Source organism: Curtobacterium sp. AB451 (genome assembly GCF_050585845.1).
GTDB lineage: Bacteria > Actinomycetota > Actinomycetes > Actinomycetales > Microbacteriaceae > Curtobacterium.
This window is the reverse complement of record NZ_JBOBQG010000006.1, coordinates 143448-160621: the sequence shown is the minus strand read 5'-3', so window position 1 is coordinate 160621 and position 17174 is coordinate 143448. Positions and strand designations below refer to the sequence as shown.

Here is a 17174-nt window from a genome sequence, read left to right as displayed (position 1 = left end):
CGCCGCCGGCTGCCGGACGCGTTCTTAGACGCGGCACAGCAGGCTGCAGCGGTCCCCGTATGCCCGCTGTCGAGCATGTGCGGTATGACGGAGACGAACCAGACCCTCGACATCGACATCGTCGTCCCCTGCTACAACGAGCAGGACACGCTCGCCGCGCACGTCCGCCGCTTGCACACCTTCTGCCGGACGTCGCTCCGGAACACCTGGCGCATCACGATCGCGGACAACGCCTCGACCGACGACACCGCACGCATCGCCGACGACCTCGCCGCGATGCTCCCTGACGTACACGCGGTGCACCTCCCCGAGAAGGGACGAGGACGGGCACTCAAAGCGGTGTGGGCGGCTTCCCCCGCCTCGGTTCTCGTGTACGTCGACGAGGACCTCTCCACCGACCTCGCGGCCCTGGAACCGCTCGTCGCTCCGCTGCTGTCCGGGCACTCGGACGTCGCGATCGGCACACGCCTGGCGGGGTCGTCGCGGGTGGTGCGCGGCGGGAAGCGCGAGTTCATCTCACGCTCCTACAACCTGCTGCTCCGCACGACGATGGGGGTGTCCTTCTCCGACGCGCAGTGCGGGTTCAAGGCGATCACCCGCCAGGCCGCGGAACACGTCCTGCCGCTGTGCGAGGACGACGCGTGGTTCTTCGACACGGAGATGCTCGTGCTGGCCGAGCACGCCGGACTCCGGATCCACGAGGTCCCGGTCGACTGGGTGGACGACGTCAACTCGTCGGTGCACATCGCCTCGACCGCGACCGAGGACCTCAAGGGGATGTGGCGCGTGTCCCGCGGGCTCGCGACCGGCCGGGTGCCGGTCGCCGCGGTGTACGACGCCATCGGCCGTCGCCCCTTCACGCCGCCGCACGTCGGGATCGTCGGGCAGGTCCTGCGCTTCGGTGCGATCGGGGTGCTGTCCACGATCGCGTTCGCCGCCCTCTACGCCCTGTTCCGTCCGGCGATCGGCGCGCAGACCGCCGACTTCCTCGCGCTCCTGGTGACCGCGATCGGCAACACAGCGCTCAACCGACGCTTCACGTTCGGGGTCCGAGGCCGGGCCGGGGCGGGACGGCACCACGTGCAGGGGCTCGTCGTCTTCGGCATCGCGTGGGCGATCACCTCCGGGTCGCTCGTGATCCTGCACGCGGCCGCGCCGGGATCGTCGCACGGTGCCGAGATCGTCGTGCTCACCGCTGCGAACCTCGTCGCGACGCTGGTCCGCTTCGTCCTGTTCAAGGCGTGGGTGTTCCGGTCGCGGCGTCGCCCGGAGATCATCCGACCGGGAACGACCCCGGCGGCGGACGCGAGCACGGCGGCGACCGAGCCGATCGAGGTCGAGGAGCGTCGCGCGGCCTGATCCCGTGCGAGGTCGTGCGGCCCGTGCGGGGTTCGCCGCACCGTGCGCACCGGCGCACGGTGCGGCCTTCTCCACTCCGTGCGGCTCAAGTCGCTCCGTGCCGCGCTTCAACCCCGCGCCGAGCGGGCAACGCTGCACCGGCCGAAGAACCCCGCACCGTGCAGCCTCCGCGATCCCGACGGCCCGCGCGGGCCCGGCGCACAGCGGCGCACCGGCCCACCAACGTCGCACGGTGCCGCGCCCGCCAGCCCGTGCGCCCTCGACCGCACCGTGCCCCGCTACAACCCCGCACCCAGCGGGCAGCGCCGCACCCGGCGAGCCGCCCCGCACCAGCCGGACCAACCCGCACCGTGCGGCGCGCGCCAGCCCGTGCGCGCTCGACCGCTCCGTGCGCGGCTACAACCCCGCACCGAGCGGGCAGCGCCGCACCCACCGAACAACCCCGCACCAGCCGAACCAACCCGCACCGTGCGGCGCGCGCCAGCCCGTGCGCCCTCGACCGCACCGTGCCCCGCTACAACCCCGCACCGAGCGGGCAGCGCCGCACCGGCCGAACGAAGCCGCACCGTGCGCCGCTCGCCGCCCGCCCGCGCCGCCCCGCACCCGCACCCGCCCGCCCGCGCCGCCCCGCCGCCCGCCCGCGCCACCCGCAGCCCGCGCGCGGAGCCGCCCCGCGCCTCCTGGCTGCGCCGTGTTGCGCGGGCGGTATACCGCGCCGTAGCATCGCCTCACCGCACCACAACCCCACAGGGCCCGACTGCCACCACCGGTCTGCCCGCGGCGAGCGCTCCACTGATGCAGCCTGGCCGTCCGCTGCCGGCAACGCCCCACTGGACCTGCACACGTGAACCCCTCCTCCTTCGGTCTCTACGACCCTGCCCGCGAATCGAGCGACTGCGGCGTCGGTTTCATCACCCGACTCGACGGGACGCCGAGCCACGACGTCATCCGCAAGGGCGACGAAGCGCTGTGCGCCATCCCCCACCGCGGCGGCAAGTCCGCCGAGGGCGTCGGCGACGGCGCGGGCGTGAGCATCGACCTGTCGGTGGAGTTCTTCAGCGCGATCACCGGCGTGGAGCTCCGCGCGGGCCACTTCGGCGTCGCCAACTGCTTCGTGCCGAGCAGCAACGGAGCCCACGCCGACGACGAGCGCGCAGCAGCCCAGCAGACCGTCACGGACGCCATCGAGCAGCAGGGCTTCGCGCTGCTCCTCGTCCGCGACGTCCCGGTCGACCACTCCGTCGCCCGTCCCGAGGCCGAGCAGTACCAGCTGCCGATCGTGCAGTGGGTCTTCCGTGCCCCCGAGGCCTGGACGCGCGACGAGGTCGACGCCGCCGCCAACCGCGCCCTGCTCGCGATCGAGGCGGTGTCGTACGGCCAGGCCGCCGCCGCCCGCGCCGAGCACGCCGCCCTGTACCCGCTGTCGCTCAGCGCCCGGACGCAGATCCTCAAGGGCCGGCTGAACTCCGGCGAGGTCATCGGGTACTTCACCGACCTGCGGGACCCGCGCCACTCGGTGCGGACGCTCTACTTCCACACGCGCTTCTCGACGAACACCGAGCCGCACCCGACGATGGCGCAGCCGTTCCGCCTGATGGCGCACAACGGCGAGCTCAACACCGACCGCAAGAACCGGCTGTCGGACGAAGCCCTCGCCCGTGCCCGCACCCGGAGCATCGTGCGGCCGCCGGGACAGTCCGACTCGAGCCGCCTCGACCAGACCCTGCAGAGCCGCGTGTTCGACGACGGCCTCGAGATCGTCGAGGCCGTCGTGACGCTCATGCCCCCGGCGTGGGAGAACGACCGGACCCTCACACCCGAGGTCCGGGACATGCTCGAGTACTTCTCGCTCTACGAGGAGAAGAACGACGGCCCGGCAGCGGTGATCTTCAGCGACGGCGACGTCGTCGGTGCCCGGCTCGACCGGCTCGGCCTCCGCCCGCTGCGCTCGGTGCAGACGGCCGAGTACCTGATGGTGTCGTCCGAGGCCGGCCAGGTCGAGTTCGACGCGGACGAGGTCGTGCACCGCGGGCGCATCGAGGCCGGCGGCATGCTCGTCGTCGACCACCGCACCGGCACGCTCATGCGCACCCGCGAGGTGCTCGAGATGCTCGCGGCCCGGAAGCCCTACGGCGCCCTGCTCGACGCGGCGCGCGTCAACCTCGACGACGTCCCGGCGCCGGAGTACCAGCGCACGACGACCACGCTCGGCTACGAGGGCGACCTGTCGCTCGCGGGCCGCTACGTGGCGTACTCGCTGAACCAGGAGAGCTTCCGGTTCATGCTCGACCCGATGCTGCAGAACGGCTCGGAGCGGATCTCGGCGATGGGCTACGGCAACGCCATCAACGCGCTCAGCGACACCGAGGGCGGCATGGCGAAGTACTTCTCGCAGCGCTTCGCCCAGGTCACGAACCCGCCGCTCGACTCGATCCGCGAGGCCGACGGCATGTCGATGCGCGTGGCACTCGGGGCGAAGCCGGACGGCACGGGCACGACCAGCCGACAGCTGGTGGTGCAGTCCCCGATCCTCGGGCACCTCGACATGGTGCGCCTGCGCGAGCAGGACATCGTCCCGCTCGAGCGCTTCGAGATGCTCTACGTGCCGGTGCTCGGCGACGAGCAGGCGAACGCCGACGCGGTCCGTTCCGCGACCGAGCAGCTCGCCGAGGCCGTGACCGCGTTCGCCGAGCGGACCGGCGGGATCGCCGTCCTCACGGACCGCAACGTGTCCTCGACGCACGCGGCCCTGCCGGTGATCCTCGCCGTGGCCGCGGTCAACCAGCGACTCATCGAGACCGGGCTGCGGCTGCGGGTGTCCGTGGTCGCCGAGTCCGGTCAGCTCCCGTCGTCGCACCACGTGGCGACGGCCCTCGGCTTCGGTGCCGCGGCCGTGTACAGCCTCAGCGCACGCCTCCGTGCGGAGGAGAAGTACCCCGCCGCCCCCGCACCCGCCGGTGAGCTGACCGCGACCGACCTCGCGCTCAAGCGCTTCCGGAAGGCGGCGGAGAAGGCCCTCGCGAAGACGATGGGCCGCGTCGGGCTCTGCACGGCCGAGAGCTACATCGGCGGCGAGTTCTTCGAGCCGAACTACCTGGACACCCGCGACGACCTGCTCGCCCGGGTCTTCCCGCACATGCAGGCCCCCGTCGGCGGTGTCGGCTTCGCCCGCATCGCCCAGGCCGCCACGGACTGGCACGAGCGCGCCCGCACGGTCGCCTCCGAGGGCCAGGTGCCGATGCTCGGGCTCTTCAAGGAGCGCTCGGACGGTGCCGGGCACTCGTTCGGCGTCGCGAGCGTGCGCGGCTTCGGCGGCATGACCGAGGAGCGTCCGTCGTTCGAGCGCTCCGGCGACTCCGAGGCCCTGCGGCTGCTCACCCTCGGGCAGCTCGACGACGCCTTCGGCATCACCGACACGGCGTACCGCAACACCGGCTACGACCGGCTGAGCGACGCCGAGATCGACGCGCACCGGATCACGCCGGGCTACGTCACGTTCCTGCAGACCACGCACGACGAGCGCTCGCGCCGTCCCGCGGCGCTCCGCGACGTGCTCGCCCTGCCCGCGGACGTGACCGGCATCGACACGGCCGAGGACTTCGCCCGCGAGCTCGGCCGCTTCTCGACCAGCGGCAACGCCAGCGTCACGGTGCGCGGGCTCTCCGGCTCGCGTCCGTCGGACGACCAGGACCTGCCTGGAGGCACGGCGCGCTTCCGCCTCGAGCTCACGTCGACGGGGACCACGGGTGCACTGCGCCACGCCGCCCTCGCGGACGGCCTCGCGCTGCTGCACCCCGGCCAGGTCGACGTCGACTCCGTCGACGACGCCCAGGTGACGCTCCGCGCCACCGGCTCCGCCGTCGAGCTGCTCGCCCTGTTCGAGCACGCCCCGGCGAGCGTCCCGCTCGACGAGGTCCAGCCGGCACACGAGATCACCCGGACCCTGGCGTCCGGCGCGATGAGCCACGGCGCGCTCGTCGCGACCGCGCACGAGGCGGTCGCGCACGGCACGAACATGGTCGGGGGCATGTCGAACAGCGGCGAGGGCGGCGAGCACCACTCCCGCTACGGCACGATCCGCGGCTCGCGGATCAAGCAGTTCGCCTCCGGACGCTTCGGCATCTGGGCGGGCTACCTCGCCGACCCGATGCTCGAGGAGCTCGAGATCAAGATCGGCCAGGGCGCAAAGCCGGGCGAGGGCGGCCAGCTGCCCGCGCCGAAGGTCACGGTGGACATCGCCGCGGCCCGTGGTGGCACGCCCGGCGTCGAGCTCATCTCGCCGCCCCCGCACCACGACACGTACTCGATCGAGGACCTCGCGCAGCTCATCCACGACTGCAAGGCCGCCCGCGTCCGGGTGGTCGTGAAGCTCGTGTCCTCGGAGGGCATCGGCACCATCGCGGTCGGCGTGGCCAAGGCCGGTGCCGACGTCATCAACGTCGCCGGGAACACCGGTGGCACGGGCGCCGCGGCCGTCACGAGCCTGAAGTACGCCGGCCGCTCGGCGGAGATCGGCGTCGCCGAGGTCCACCAGGCCCTCGTCGCGAACGGCCTGCGCCAGAAGGTCACGCTCCGCTGCTCCGGCGCGCACCAGACCGGCAGCGACGTCGTCACGAGCGCGCTCCTCGGCGGCGACAGCTTCGAGTTCGGCACCACCGCGCTCATGATGCTCGGCTGCGTGATGGCGAAGAACTGCAACGTGAAGTGCCCGGCGGGCCTCACCACGAACGCCGAGGCGTTCGAGGGCGACCCCCGCGCGCTCGCGCAGTACCTGCTGAACATCGCGCACGACGTGCGGCAGATCCTCGCCCGCCTCGGTCTGCGCTCCCTGCGCGAGGCCCGGGGCCGCACCGACCTGCTGCAGCTCCTCGACCACCCGGCGTCGGTCGGGCGCCTCGACGTCCGGAACCTGCTCGCGCAGGTCCCGGAGAAGGTCGTGACCGACCCGGAGTACCTCGAGAAGGACTTCCACACCGACGACGCGCTCCTCGAGCGGGTCCGCACGGCCCTCGTCGACCACGAGCAGGCGCACGTGCTCGTGCACGGCGTCCTGCTCGGCAACAGCGACAAGTCCGTCGGCGGTCAGCTCGGCATCGACGTGGAGCGCCTGCTCAACCACGAGCTCCGCGACACCGACCTGTCCGGGCACCCGGCGATCACCACGGACGACCGCGGCCGCCGCCGGCTCGTCGACGGCGCGGTCACGATCCGCACGCTCGGCTCGGCCGGGCAGTCGTACGGCGTGTTCAACAACGACGGCATCGTCCTCGAGCACACCGGAACCGCGAACGACGGTGTCGGCAAGAGCCAGAGCGGCGGGCGGATCATCGTCCGCGCCCCCGGCGGCGGGAGCACCGGGCAGGGCGGCAACGTCCTCGTCGGCAACTTCGCGCTGTTCGGCGCGACCGGCGGCCGCACGTTCGTCGAGGGCGAGGCCGGCGACCGGTTCGCCGTGCGCAACTCCGGGGCGACCGCGGTCGTCGAGGGCGTCGGCGACTTCGGCTGCGAGTACATGACGGGCGGTGCCGTGTTCAACCTCGGCGCCTTCGGCAAGGGGCTCGGCAACGGCATGTCCGGCGGGTTCCTGTACCAGTACGACCCGTCCGGCGAGGTCACCGAGCGCGCGAGCACCGACTCGCTCCTGGTGTTCCCGGTCACCGACACCGAGCGCGGGGCGTTCCACGAGGCAGCGGCGCGCCTGCTGCTCGAGTGGCACCTCGAGGCGACGGGCTCGGCGCTGGCCGAGCGTCTGCTCGCCGAGTGGGAGACCACCCGCCAGCACGTGTACGTCGGCATGCCGCGGGCGCTCCTGCTCACCCAGGACGCCGACGAGATCCTCGCCGCCGCGACCCGCCCCGAGCTGCTCGACGAGCTCGCGAACTCGGTGGCGACCGACAAGCTCCGTGCGTTCAAGGTCGACTACCGCGACCGGCGCACCGTGCTCGACGGCCGTGCCCCCGCGCTCGGCGACCAGGGCGACGACATGTTCTCGCTGCTGTCCTCGTACACCGTGCTCGGGGTCGCGCAGGACGTCGCGCAGGAGCGGGTCCCGGGCGCCAGCCCGAACGACCCGCGCGTGACCGAGGCCGTGAAGAACCTCGTCCTGACCGAGGACTTCCAGGTCAAGCAGCGCGTCGTGAAGTACCTCCGCAGCACGTTCGACCGGTTCGCGGACGACGAGCTCGCGACCCTCATCGCCGTCAAGCGACTCGACGACTCGAAGCGTGCGCTCGCGCAGCGGAACAACCGCAGCACGGACATGCCGGGCACCACGGGGTGGATCATGCACCAGAACGCCAAGAACGCCGGACGCGCCCGGGCGGCGCGCTTCGACGAGCTGCTCGCGAACGCGGCGCTCGAGGACATCGCCGGCCGCGCGCCGCAGGCCCCGACCGAGGTGGTGTCGGCATGAGCACCCTCCCTCCCACCGGGCAGCTGATCCCGGTCGACGCCCCGTTCTCCGCGGCGCAGGAGTCCTGGCTCGCGGGGTTCATCGCCGGGATCGCCGCCGCGGGCAAGCGGGCCGCCGGTGGTGCCCCGACGACGACGGTCGACGTGCTGTTCGGCACGCAGACCGGCAACGCGGAGTTCCTCGCCGACGAGCTGGTCGCCGGCGCGAAGGCGCGTGGCCTCGGTGGCCGCACCACGCCGCTCGACGCCGTCACGCCGGAGCAGCTGGCCGGGATGTCGCATGTGCTCGTCGTGACCTCGACGTACGGCGAGGGCGAGATGCCCGACAACGCCGGCCTGTTCTGGGACGCGATCCAGGCGACCACCGTGCCCCGGCTCGAGGGGCTGCAGTACGCCGTCCTCGGGCTCGGCGACACGAGCTACGACGAGTTCTGCCAGGCCGGCAAGCTCCTCGACACCCGCTTCGAACAGCTCGGCGCGACCCGCATCCACGACCGCGTCGACTGCGACGTGGACTTCGAGGACCCCGCCGCGCTGTGGACCGCCGCGGTGCTCGACCGTCTCGCGGCAGAGGCCGGCGCGCAGCCGAGCGCATCCGGCCCCGCCGGCGACCCGGCCACGTCGGCGACCGCGACCGGCGGGGCGGGCACGAGCCGTGCCTCCCGGCCCGGTTCCCGGTGGAACAAGCGCAACCCGTACCCGTCGGCCCTGGTCGAGAACCGGCTGCTCTCCTCGCCGCGCAGCGCGAAGGAGATCCGCCACTACGAGTTCGACCTCGGCGACTCCGGGATCGAGTACGCAGCGGGCGACGCACTCGCCGTCGTGCCGACGAACGACGAGGTGTTCGTCGGCGAGCTGCTCGAGCAGGTCGGCGCGAACGGGTCCGAGACGCTCGACGGCCGCACGATCACCGAGGTCCTCCGGACGGACCGCGAGATCCGGACGCCCTCGAAGGACCTCATCGCGGACCTCGTGCAGCGCGCCCCGTCGTCGGAGCTCGCCGCCGTCGTCTCCCACGGCGACAAGCACGAGCTCGACCGCTGGCTGTGGGGCCGTGACGTCCTCGACCTGCTCCGCGACGCGGGACCGGCGGCGCCGGGACTCGACGAACTGCTGCCGAACCTCCGGCCGCTGCAGGCACGGCAGTACTCGATCTCGTCGAGCCCGCTCGCGCACCCAGACCGGATCCACCTGACGATCGCGTCCGTCCGCTACGGCGACCCGCACCGCATGTACGCCGGCGTCGCCTCGACGTTCCTGGCGGACCGGGTAGACCCGGACGGCACAGTCGACGTCTACCTGCAGCCGAACGCGTCGTTCGGCGTGCCGGCGGACGACAGCGCACCGATGATCATGGTCGGACCGGGCACCGGCATCGCACCGTTCCGTGGGTTCCTGCACGAGCGCGCCGTCTCCGGGGCGACCGGGCGGAACTGGCTCTTCTTCGGGGACCAGCACCGCGACACCGACTTCGTCTACGAGGACGAGCTCACCGAGCTGCAGGAGCAGGGCGTGCTGGACCGGCTCGACCTGGCGTTCTCGCGCGACCAGGCCGAGAAGGTCTACGTGCAGACCCGGATGCTCGAGCAGGCCCCGGAGCTGTACGCCTGGCTCGAGGACGGCGGCCACTTCTACGTGTGCGGCGACGCCTCACGCATGGCGAAGGACGTCGAGCAGGCGATCCTGACGGTCATCGCCAGCCAGCGGGGTCGGGGCGAGGACGACGCGCAGGCGTACCTCGCCGACATGCGCCGCGGCAAGCGGTACGTCCGCGACGTCTACTGAGCGGCGAGGGCGGCGCCCGGCACACGACCGGGCGCCCCGTCCGTCGCCCCGGTGCGGAACCCGAATCCACGACCAGGGCGACGGAGAGGGGGCGCTGTGGGCCGGGAGACCCCTGATCCGGGACTCCTCGCACGACGCGTGGTTCCCCCTCTTCCCGCGCGTGCTGCCGTCATCGGATCCCTGGGCCGGAGTCGATCGCTCGCGCGGTACGCCCACCGTAGTCAGTCTGCACGGACGTGCGCGACCCGTTGACCGTCCACAGGCCGTGTGCTAATGCCCATCCTCGGTACCGGAGTCGTCGTCGGCATCGCCCGGCACCACCGCACGGGACCACGCCGAGTCGTCCGCGGTGCTCGTGTCCGACGGCTCCGGGGTGAGCACGAGCCCTGCGCCCGAGGTGGCGGCAGCGTAGAGGTCCTCGAGCCAGCTGCGGTTGATCCGGGGCACCCGGCTGCCGGAGAACTTGAAGTGCAGACTCACGTTCGGGTGCAGCCAGATCGTGCTGCGCCCGTTGCCGTGGACGGCGTCGTCCTTCCACGAGAACGCGAACCGGTGCTCCCGCCGGAGCATGTTCACGATGACGATCTGCAGGTGTGTGAGCGCTCGGTCGTCGATCCGGAGGTCGAGCGGCTCTCCGTCGTAGATGAGCTGACCCATGCGTCCTTGTACACCGCGGGGGTTGTGCGGCGGGCAGGACCGTCGTAACGTACAACCGGATGGTTGCACGAACCGAAATGAGCGATGCCGAGGTCGACCGGGTCTTCCACGCCCTGGCCGACGCGACCAGACGCGACATCGTCCGTCGCACCCTGGTCGGCGAGGCGTCCGTGAGCGCACTCGCGGACGCCTACGCGATGTCGTTCGCCGCCGTCCAGAAGCACGTCGCCGTCCTCGAAGGAGCGGGACTCGTGACCAAGGAACCCCGGGGCCGCACCCGCATCGTGCGCGCCGAGCCGGGACAGATCGATCGCGTCCGTGGGCTGCTCGACGGCTACGCGGACCTCTGGCGCGGCCGGATCGACCGGCTCGACGCACTGCTGGGAGAAGACCGCGCGCCGCTGGGAGAGGACCGCGCGCCACTGGGGGCTCACCGCGCACCGCGCGGCGACGATGACCGAACGCAAGGGAGCCAATGATGCCGACCACGTCCGTCCACACCGACCCCGAGGAGCTCACCATGACCCTCGTGGCCGAGTTCCCCGTCCCCGTCGAACGCCTCTGGGCAGCGTTCGCGGATCCCCGGCAGCTCGAACGATTCTGGGGCCCGCCCGGGTTCCCCGCGACGTTCACGTCGTTCGACCTGCGCCCCGGCGGCGTCGCCCACTACCGGATGACCTCGCCCGAGAACGAACGGTTCCACGCACTCTGGCAGGTGTCCGAGGTCGACGAACCCCGCCGGATCGCCTTCCGCGACCTGTTCTCCGACGCCGAGGGCACGGTCGACGACGCGCTGCCCGCGAGCGAGACCGTGCTGTCGTTCGAGGCCGTCGGCAGCGGCTCACGGGTGACGGTGCTGACGTCGTTCGCGTCCGCCGCCGACCTCGACGCCATGCTCGAGATGGGCATGCTCGACGGCTACGAGCAGGCGTTCGGTCAGCTCGACACGGTGCTGGCCGACCTCCGCGAGTACGCCCTCGGCCGGGGCACGGTCACCGAGATCGTGGACGACACCCACGTGGCCATCACCCGCGCGTTCCGGGCGCCGCGGCACCTGCTCTGGCGTGCGCACACGGAGCCGGAGCTGATGCGGCGCTGGCTGCTCGGCCCGGACGGGTGGGAGATGACGGTGTGCGAGGACGACCTGGTCGTCGGCGGATCGTTCCGGCAGGCCTGGGCGCCCGTCGGGGACACCGAGGGCGAGGCGTTCGGGTTCGAGGGCGAGCACCTCGTCATCGAGCCGGACCGCCGCATGGTCACGACCGAACGGATGACCGGTGCGCCGTTCCCGGCCAACGTCAACGACCTGCAGTTCGACGAGGCCGACGGCGTCACGCTCATGACGCTCCGCATCACCTACCCCGACCGCGAGCAGCGGGACATGATCCTCGCGACCGGCATGACGGACGGCATGGAGACGAGCTACCAGCGTCTGGAACGCGAGGTCCTGTCCACAGCGGCGTGAGTCGTGCGGGACGGGAGGGACGGTGCCAGCGGGCACCGCGCCTCCCGTCCGTCAGACGGTCGCGTCAGCGCTGCGTCGCCTCGTAGCGGCGGGCGCCGCCGCGCACCCCGGCGAAGCGGTACGGCGCGGCCGTGACCTGCGGACGCTCGACGTCCTCGCTCGTCGCGGCACCCGCGGCGTGCAGCTCGCGGTAGGCGTCGACCGAGAGCGGGACCCGTGCGGCGAGGAGCTCGCGGACCCGCCCCTCGCGGCGGTGCTCGCGGTACGCCGGCTGGACGATGCCGGTGACGAGCTCGCCGACACTGCCGGATCCGTAGCTGAACAGCCCGATGCGCTCCCCCGCGAGGTCGTCGTCGAGGTCGAGCAGGGCCGCGAGCCCGATCCAGAGCGACGCCGTGTAGGTGTTGCCGGTCTGCTTGTTGTACGTGAAGCCGAGGGCGAGCTCGGACTCGTCGAAGGGCACCCCGACGTGCTGGGTGAGCTTCCGGTGCGCCTTGAGCGCCATCTTCGTGAACGGCTGGTGGTGGACGAAGCGCACGATGTCCTCGTACGCCGGGCCGCCCTGCGCCGCGAGGTCGTCCCACGCCCCGACGAACGCGTCGACGTAGGCGCTCACGGACAGGCGGCCGTCGACGAGCGCGGTGGAGCGGTCGTTCGGCCGCCAGAAGTCGTCGACGTCGGCGGTGAAGACCCCGGCGGCCGGCTCGATCTCGATGAGGTCCGGGTCGGCGGCGATCAGCATCGCGGCCGCGCCGGCGCCCTGCGTCGGCTCGGCGGCGGTGTCGACGTCGTAGCGCGCGACGTCGGCGGCGATGACCAGCACGCGCTCCCGCGGGGCCCGCGCGACGATGCCGAGGGCGAGCTGGACGGCAGCGGTCCCGCCGTAGCAGGCCTGCTTCAGCTCGACGACGCGGACGTTCTGCGGCAGCCCGAGCAGTCCGTGCACGAACACCCCGGCGGCCTTGGACTGGTCGACACCGGACTCGGTCGCGAACAGCACCGTGCGGATGCCCTCGGCACCGTGCCGGTCGATGATCTCCTTCGCCGCGGCGGCGCCCATCGTGACGATGTCCTCGTCCGGCGCGGGCACGCTGAACGCGTCCTGCCCGATGCCGACGTGGTACTTCGCCGGGTCGACGCCGAGGCGCTCGGCGAGGTCGTCGAGCTCGAGGACGTGGTGCCCGGTCGCGACGGCGAGGTCGTGGATGCCGATGCGGGTCATGCTGCACCTCCGGCAGGCTTGGCGCCACGGCGTTCCATGGCGACGTGGGCGGCCATCAGCTCGCCCGGGTTGGTCTGCGCGGCGAGCAGGGAGAGCTCCCCGCACAGGACGGTCGCGGCGCACAGGGCGGCGAGACGGCGGGCGTTCGCGCCGGGCTCGCGGTCCTCGCGGCAGCCGAGGCGCGCGAGGGCGTCCTCGACGACGGGCAGGTCACCGCCCTTGCCGTTGCCGACCGTGCCGACGATGAGGTGCGGGAGCGAGGTCGCGAAGTACAGGTCGCCGTCGCGGTCCTCGGCGCTCGTGATGCCCTGGGAGCCCTCGACGATGTTCGCGGCGTCCTGTCCGGTGGCGAGGTAGAACCCGAGGAGCATGTTCGCGTAGTGGGCGTTCGCGGAGCGGATGGCCCCGGCGATGGTCGACCCGACGAGGTTCTTCGCGACGTTCAGCTCGGCGATCCGGGCGGCGCTCGACCGCAGGCGCTTCTCGACGACCTCGCCCGGGATGACGATCTCGGCGACGGTGTTCCGGCCGCGTCCGCGGATCCCGTTCACCGCCGTGGCCTTCTTGTCGGTGCAGAAGTTGCCCGAGACGCTGACGTACCGCAGGCCCGGCTCCCACGCGAGGATCGCCGGCAGGAGCTTGTCCGCCGCCTGCGTGACCATGTTGTGCCCGGAGGCGTCGCCCGTGGTGAACGCGAAGCGCAGGAACAGCAGGTCCCCGACGATCTCCGGGTGCACCTCGATGAGCTTCGCGAAGCGGCTCTGCCCGGCGACGATCTGCTCGAGCTCGTCCTGCCGCGCGAGGATGCGCCCGGTCGCCAGGTGCGCGGCGGCGGCGCTGTCGGCACGGACGACGACCGAGCGCGTCATGCGCTCGTCGACGACGGTCGCGACGATGCCGCCCTCGACCATGCGCGAGATGCGAGCACCGCGGCCGACGGACGGCCAGAGCGGCGACTCGTACGTGGCGAGCGGCACCTCGTGCTCGCCCTCCACCGCGTTGCCGCTGATGCGGATCGGCCCCACCCACTTCGTGGGGATCGGGGTCAGCAGGTCAGTCATCGACGCTCCCTTCGGGCGCTTGCACCGCGACGCTGAGGTGTCTGATGTCGTGCGCCTCCCAGGCGCGGTGGATGCCGGCGAGGTCGGTGTCCGCCGGGACGAGCGCGATGCCGCAGTCGCCGCCGCCGGCACCGGACGGCTTGGCCGCCCCGCCCGCCGCTTCGACGACGTCGCACAGGGTCGCGAGTCGCTCGGTCTCGATCTGCGAGCCGACCGACGTGCCGAGGCGCTGGAGCAGGCCGCGAGCGCGACGGAGCGCACCGAGGGACCGCTCGGCGTCGCCGGTCTGCAGGCCCGCGGTGAGGTCGTCGACGCAGGCGCGGCTCTCGTCGAGGAACGCCTGGTAGCCGCCGTTCCGGTGCCGGCGCACGACGCCGACGAGCTTCGTGGTCGACGCCGGCGAACCGGTCCAGCCCACGAGCAGCTCGAGGTTCTCGGGGGCGGGCAGGCGCTGGACGTCGAAGCCCTCCCACGCGTCCTGGTCGCCGAGGATCTCGGTCACGGAGCGGGTGTCGAGCTGGGCCGCGAGCCGCTCGCGGTCGGGCGCGCTGTAGCGGAGCCAGCCGCCGAACGTGCTCGCCGCGAGGTCGCCGCCCGACGCCCGCGGGTTGACCCGGATCGTGGCGAGCAGGGCGACCTGGAACCGCTTCCGCTGCGAGAGCCCGAGCCCGTAGAAGCGGTCGAGGGCGCCGACCGTGGCGACGGTCACGGCAGCGGAGGACCCGAGCCCGAACTTCCGACCGCTCGCGTCGTCGAGCTGGCTGTGGATGCGGAGGTCGTGGAAGCGCGGTTCGATGCCCTGCTCGGCTCGGAGCTTCTCGACGAGGTCGATCGTCGCCATCACGTAGTCGTAGGGGTGGTGCTCGGTGTCGAGCGCGATGCCGTCCTCGGCGCGGGTCCACGTGAGCGGGAGGTGTCCGTACTCCTCGGAGTGCACGCTGCCGGCACCGTGCCCCTCGCTCACCCGCGCGGTGATGGCGCGGTCGAGGGCGATGATGACGGACGGCTGCCCCGGCTCGACGACGGCGTACTCCCCCGCGACGAACAGCTTGCCGTGGGCACGGAACTCGATCACTCGGCGGACTCCTCTGGTCGGACCACGCCCGGTGCGTGTGCCGCCGGGTCCTCGGTCCCCGTTCCTTCGGAGCCGACCAGGTACGCGCCTGGTCCGGTACCGGACTCGATGACGTCGCCGAACGACGCCAGCGCCGTGGCGACGGCCGAGCGGTCCTCCGGCTTGCAGAGCACGACGACGTTCGGGCCGGCGTCGGCGGTGGCGTACGCCTCGAGTCCGGCGGCGCGCAGTTCGGCCACGGCGTCGAACACGGCGACGCTGCGGGCGTTCAGGTACCGGATGGGCGGGAAGGCGCCCTCGATCGTGGCGTGCATGCGGAGCGCGTTGCTCTCGGTCAGCTCGCCGATGCGGGTGAAGTCACCGGCGGCGCAGGCGGTGAGCACGTCACCGACGGTCTCGGTGGTCGAGGTGACCCAGGCCGGGTAGAACGGCGACGTCGCGATGGTGCGTCGCATGGCCTCGCGGGAGCCGATCGGTTTCGGGCCGGCGTCGATCGTCACGACCACCATGGCCATCGGCGGCGCGGGGATCGGTTCGGCGTAGGAGCCCTGGTCGTCGCCGGCGTGCCACACCGCGACCCCGCCGGGGATCGACCGGGTGGCCGAGCCGGAGCCGCGACGGGCGAGCCGGGACAGGTCGCGCGGCGACAGGTCGAGCCCGTAGGCCGCAGCGGCGGCGGTGGCGAGCGCGGCGAACCCCGAGGCGCTCGAGGCGAGGCCTGCACCGGTCGGGACGGTGTTCTCGGAGACGACGGACGCGCGCGCGGAGGACCCGGCGAGCTCGCGCACGAGGTCGAGGAACTGCGTGACCCGGACGAGCGCCCCGTCGGTCGTGAGGGCGCCGTTGAGGGTCAGGGTGTCGTCCGCGGTGTCCCCGACGGTGACCGACGTCGTCGTCGGGAACACGTCGAGCCCCATCGAGACGCTGCCCGTGGCCGGCAGGGCGAGGGCGGCGTCCGCCTTGCCCCAGTACTTGACGAGGGCGATGTTGGGGTGCGCGACGGCGGTGGCGGTCATCAGGCGCGGTCTCCGATCGTGGTGGTCCAGGTGGCTGCGGCACCTGCGCCGCGCAGTGCGGCCGCGATGCGGTCCGCGTGGTCGTCGTCCGTGGCGAGGGCGATCACGCACCCGCCGCGGCCACCGCCCGTGAGCTTCGCGCCGAGGGCGTCGGCCGCACGTGCGGCGTCGACGAGCCGGTCGAGGTCGACGCTCGACACGTCGAGGTCGCCGAGCAGCCCGTGCGCGGCGTCCATCGTGGCACCGAGCGCCTGTGCGTCACCGTCCACGAGTGCCGCCCGCGCGCGTCGGGCGAGCGCGCCGATGCGGTCCACGACGGCGTCGGTGGCGTCCGGGTCGGCGTCGTGGCGGGCACGGACGGCCGCGACCGCCTCGCGCGTGTGACCGGGCACGCCGGTGTCGGCGACGACGAAGGCGAAGCGCGCGCCGAGCTCGACGGGTCCGATGCGGCCGCCCTCGAACCAGACGGGCGCGTCCGCGACGACCCCGCGGGCGTCGAGGCCGGACGGTCGACCGTGGGCGACGCGCTCGCACTCCTGGATGAGGTCGTGGTGCGCCTCGGCGTCGAGGGGCTCGCCGAGGGCGTCCGCGACGGCCGCGGTCACCGCCGCCGCCACCGCCGCGCTCGAGCCCATGCCCCGGGCGGTGGGGACCGCGCTGTCGACCCGCACGTGGAACCGGCGGTCCGTCGCGCCGAATTGGCGGAGCGTCGCGGTGACGGCGGTCACGGTGGGCATCACGGCGGCCGGGGCGAGGTCGAGCGGTCCGGTGTGCACGGCGGACTCGAGGTGGTGCCCCTCGGCGTCGTCGGTCGGCGTCACCGTCGCGACGACCACGGCGTCGAGGACCGGCAGCACGAGCGCGGGTGCGCCGTAGACCACGGCGTGCTCCCCGATCAGGATCGTCTTGCCGTGGGACGACGCCCTACCGGTGCGGCGGGTGGGGCCGGCTCCAGTGGTCGCTGAGTTGTCGAGGTCGTTGGTGGTCATCGTGGGTCACGTCAGCCTAACCGTCCCGGCCACGGGCGCGCTCGACGGTGTCCGTACCCCGCCCGTGCGCGCTGCACGAGGTCCTCGTTCGGGGCGTACGGTGATCGTCAGCATGCTGACTACCCGAGGAGCCG

11 protein-coding genes are annotated in these 17174 nt (G+C 72.7%); 5 read left to right on the top strand and 6 right to left on the bottom strand.

The genetic code is table 11. The annotated features are described in order from the left end of the window. Positions 1-75: 75 nt before the first annotated feature. The 3 genes from ACQXVK_RS14725 (at position 76) to ACQXVK_RS14715 (ending at position 9555) form a co-directional block, all read left to right on the top strand. Positions 76-1359 carry a glycosyltransferase gene (locus ACQXVK_RS14725; RefSeq protein WP_402267744.1) on the top strand — a complete coding sequence of 428 codons (1284 nt, stop codon included), beginning with the start codon at positions 76-78 and terminating at the stop codon, positions 1357-1359. 844 nt (positions 1360-2203) lie between these two features. Continuing rightward, entirely contained in the window at positions 2204-7771 is a 5568-nt protein-coding gene (locus ACQXVK_RS14720; RefSeq protein WP_430854049.1) for a glutamate synthase-related protein, read from the top strand. Then, a complete protein-coding gene (locus ACQXVK_RS14715) occupies positions 7768-9555 on the top strand; it encodes a sulfite reductase subunit alpha (protein ID WP_430854048.1) in 1788 nt (595 codons plus the stop codon). The genes ACQXVK_RS14720 and ACQXVK_RS14715 overlap by 4 nt, the downstream gene beginning before the upstream one ends. A 270-nt stretch (positions 9556-9825) precedes the next feature. Here the strand turns inward: ACQXVK_RS14715 and ACQXVK_RS14710 are convergent, their stop codons facing one another. Continuing rightward, positions 9826-10212 (bottom strand): ATP-dependent DNA ligase, encoded by a 387-nt coding sequence (locus tag ACQXVK_RS14710; RefSeq protein ID WP_430854047.1) that lies wholly within the window; start codon positions 10210-10212, stop codon positions 9826-9828. 59 nt (positions 10213-10271) lie between these two features. Between ACQXVK_RS14710 and ACQXVK_RS14705 the strand changes: the two genes are divergently transcribed. Continuing rightward, a complete protein-coding gene (locus ACQXVK_RS14705; RefSeq protein WP_430854046.1) occupies positions 10272-10691 on the top strand; it encodes an ArsR/SmtB family transcription factor in 420 nt (139 codons plus the stop codon). Next, positions 10691-11677, top strand: a complete 987-nt coding sequence (locus ACQXVK_RS14700) for an SRPBCC family protein (RefSeq protein WP_430854045.1) — start codon at positions 10691-10693, stop codon at positions 11675-11677. Before ACQXVK_RS14705 ends, ACQXVK_RS14700 begins: the two co-directional genes overlap by 1 nt. Before the next feature lie 64 nt (positions 11678-11741). On the opposite strand, the gene ACQXVK_RS14695 is transcribed toward ACQXVK_RS14700, so the two are convergent. The 5 genes from ACQXVK_RS14695 to mvk are packed head-to-tail and all read right to left on the bottom strand — an operon-like array spanning position 11742 to position 17040. Further along, entirely contained in the window at positions 11742-12899 is a 1158-nt protein-coding gene (locus ACQXVK_RS14695; protein ID WP_416393146.1) for a hydroxymethylglutaryl-CoA synthase, read from the bottom strand. Further along, a complete protein-coding gene (locus ACQXVK_RS14690; RefSeq protein ID WP_402267765.1) occupies positions 12896-13960 on the bottom strand; it encodes a hydroxymethylglutaryl-CoA reductase in 1065 nt (354 codons plus the stop codon). The genes ACQXVK_RS14695 and ACQXVK_RS14690 overlap by 4 nt, the downstream gene beginning before the upstream one ends. Continuing rightward, a complete protein-coding gene (locus ACQXVK_RS14685) occupies positions 13953-15035 on the bottom strand; it encodes a phosphomevalonate kinase (RefSeq protein ID WP_430854044.1) in 1083 nt (360 codons plus the stop codon). Before ACQXVK_RS14685 ends, ACQXVK_RS14690 begins: the two co-directional genes overlap by 8 nt. After that, a complete protein-coding gene (gene mvaD, locus ACQXVK_RS14680) occupies positions 15032-16051 on the bottom strand; it encodes a diphosphomevalonate decarboxylase (RefSeq protein ID WP_430854043.1) in 1020 nt (339 codons plus the stop codon). Before mvaD ends, ACQXVK_RS14685 begins: the two co-directional genes overlap by 4 nt. Continuing rightward, positions 16051-17040, bottom strand: coding sequence for a mevalonate kinase (gene mvk / locus ACQXVK_RS14675; protein ID WP_430854042.1), 990 nt, complete (start codon positions 17038-17040; stop codon positions 16051-16053). The genes mvaD and mvk overlap by 1 nt, the downstream gene beginning before the upstream one ends. Positions 17041-17174 lie beyond the last annotated feature (134 nt).

Bases quoted from the DNA above. Each gene is read 5' to 3' on its own strand.
- ACQXVK_RS14725 (WP_402267744.1), top strand. From the start codon at position 76: ATGTGCGGTATGACGGAGACGAACCAGACCCTCGACATCGACATCGTC.
- ACQXVK_RS14715 (WP_430854048.1), top strand. From the start codon at position 7,768: ATGAGCACCCTCCCTCCCACCGGGCAGCTGATCCCGGTCGACGCCCCG.
- ACQXVK_RS14710 (WP_430854047.1), bottom strand. From the start codon at position 10,212: ATGGGTCAGCTCATCTACGACGGAGAGCCGCTCGACCTCCGGATCGAC.
- ACQXVK_RS14705 (WP_430854046.1), top strand. From the start codon at position 10,272: ATGGTTGCACGAACCGAAATGAGCGATGCCGAGGTCGACCGGGTCTTC.
- ACQXVK_RS14700 (WP_430854045.1), top strand. From the start codon at position 10,691: ATGCCGACCACGTCCGTCCACACCGACCCCGAGGAGCTCACCATGACC.
- ACQXVK_RS14695 (WP_416393146.1), bottom strand. From the start codon at position 12,899: ATGACCCGCATCGGCATCCACGACCTCGCCGTCGCGACCGGGCACCAC.
- ACQXVK_RS14690 (WP_402267765.1), bottom strand. From the start codon at position 13,960: ATGACTGACCTGCTGACCCCGATCCCCACGAAGTGGGTGGGGCCGATC.
- mvaD (WP_430854043.1), bottom strand. From the start codon at position 16,051: ATGACCGCCACCGCCGTCGCGCACCCCAACATCGCCCTCGTCAAGTAC.
- mvk (WP_430854042.1), bottom strand. From the start codon at position 17,040: ATGACCACCAACGACCTCGACAACTCAGCGACCACTGGAGCCGGCCCC.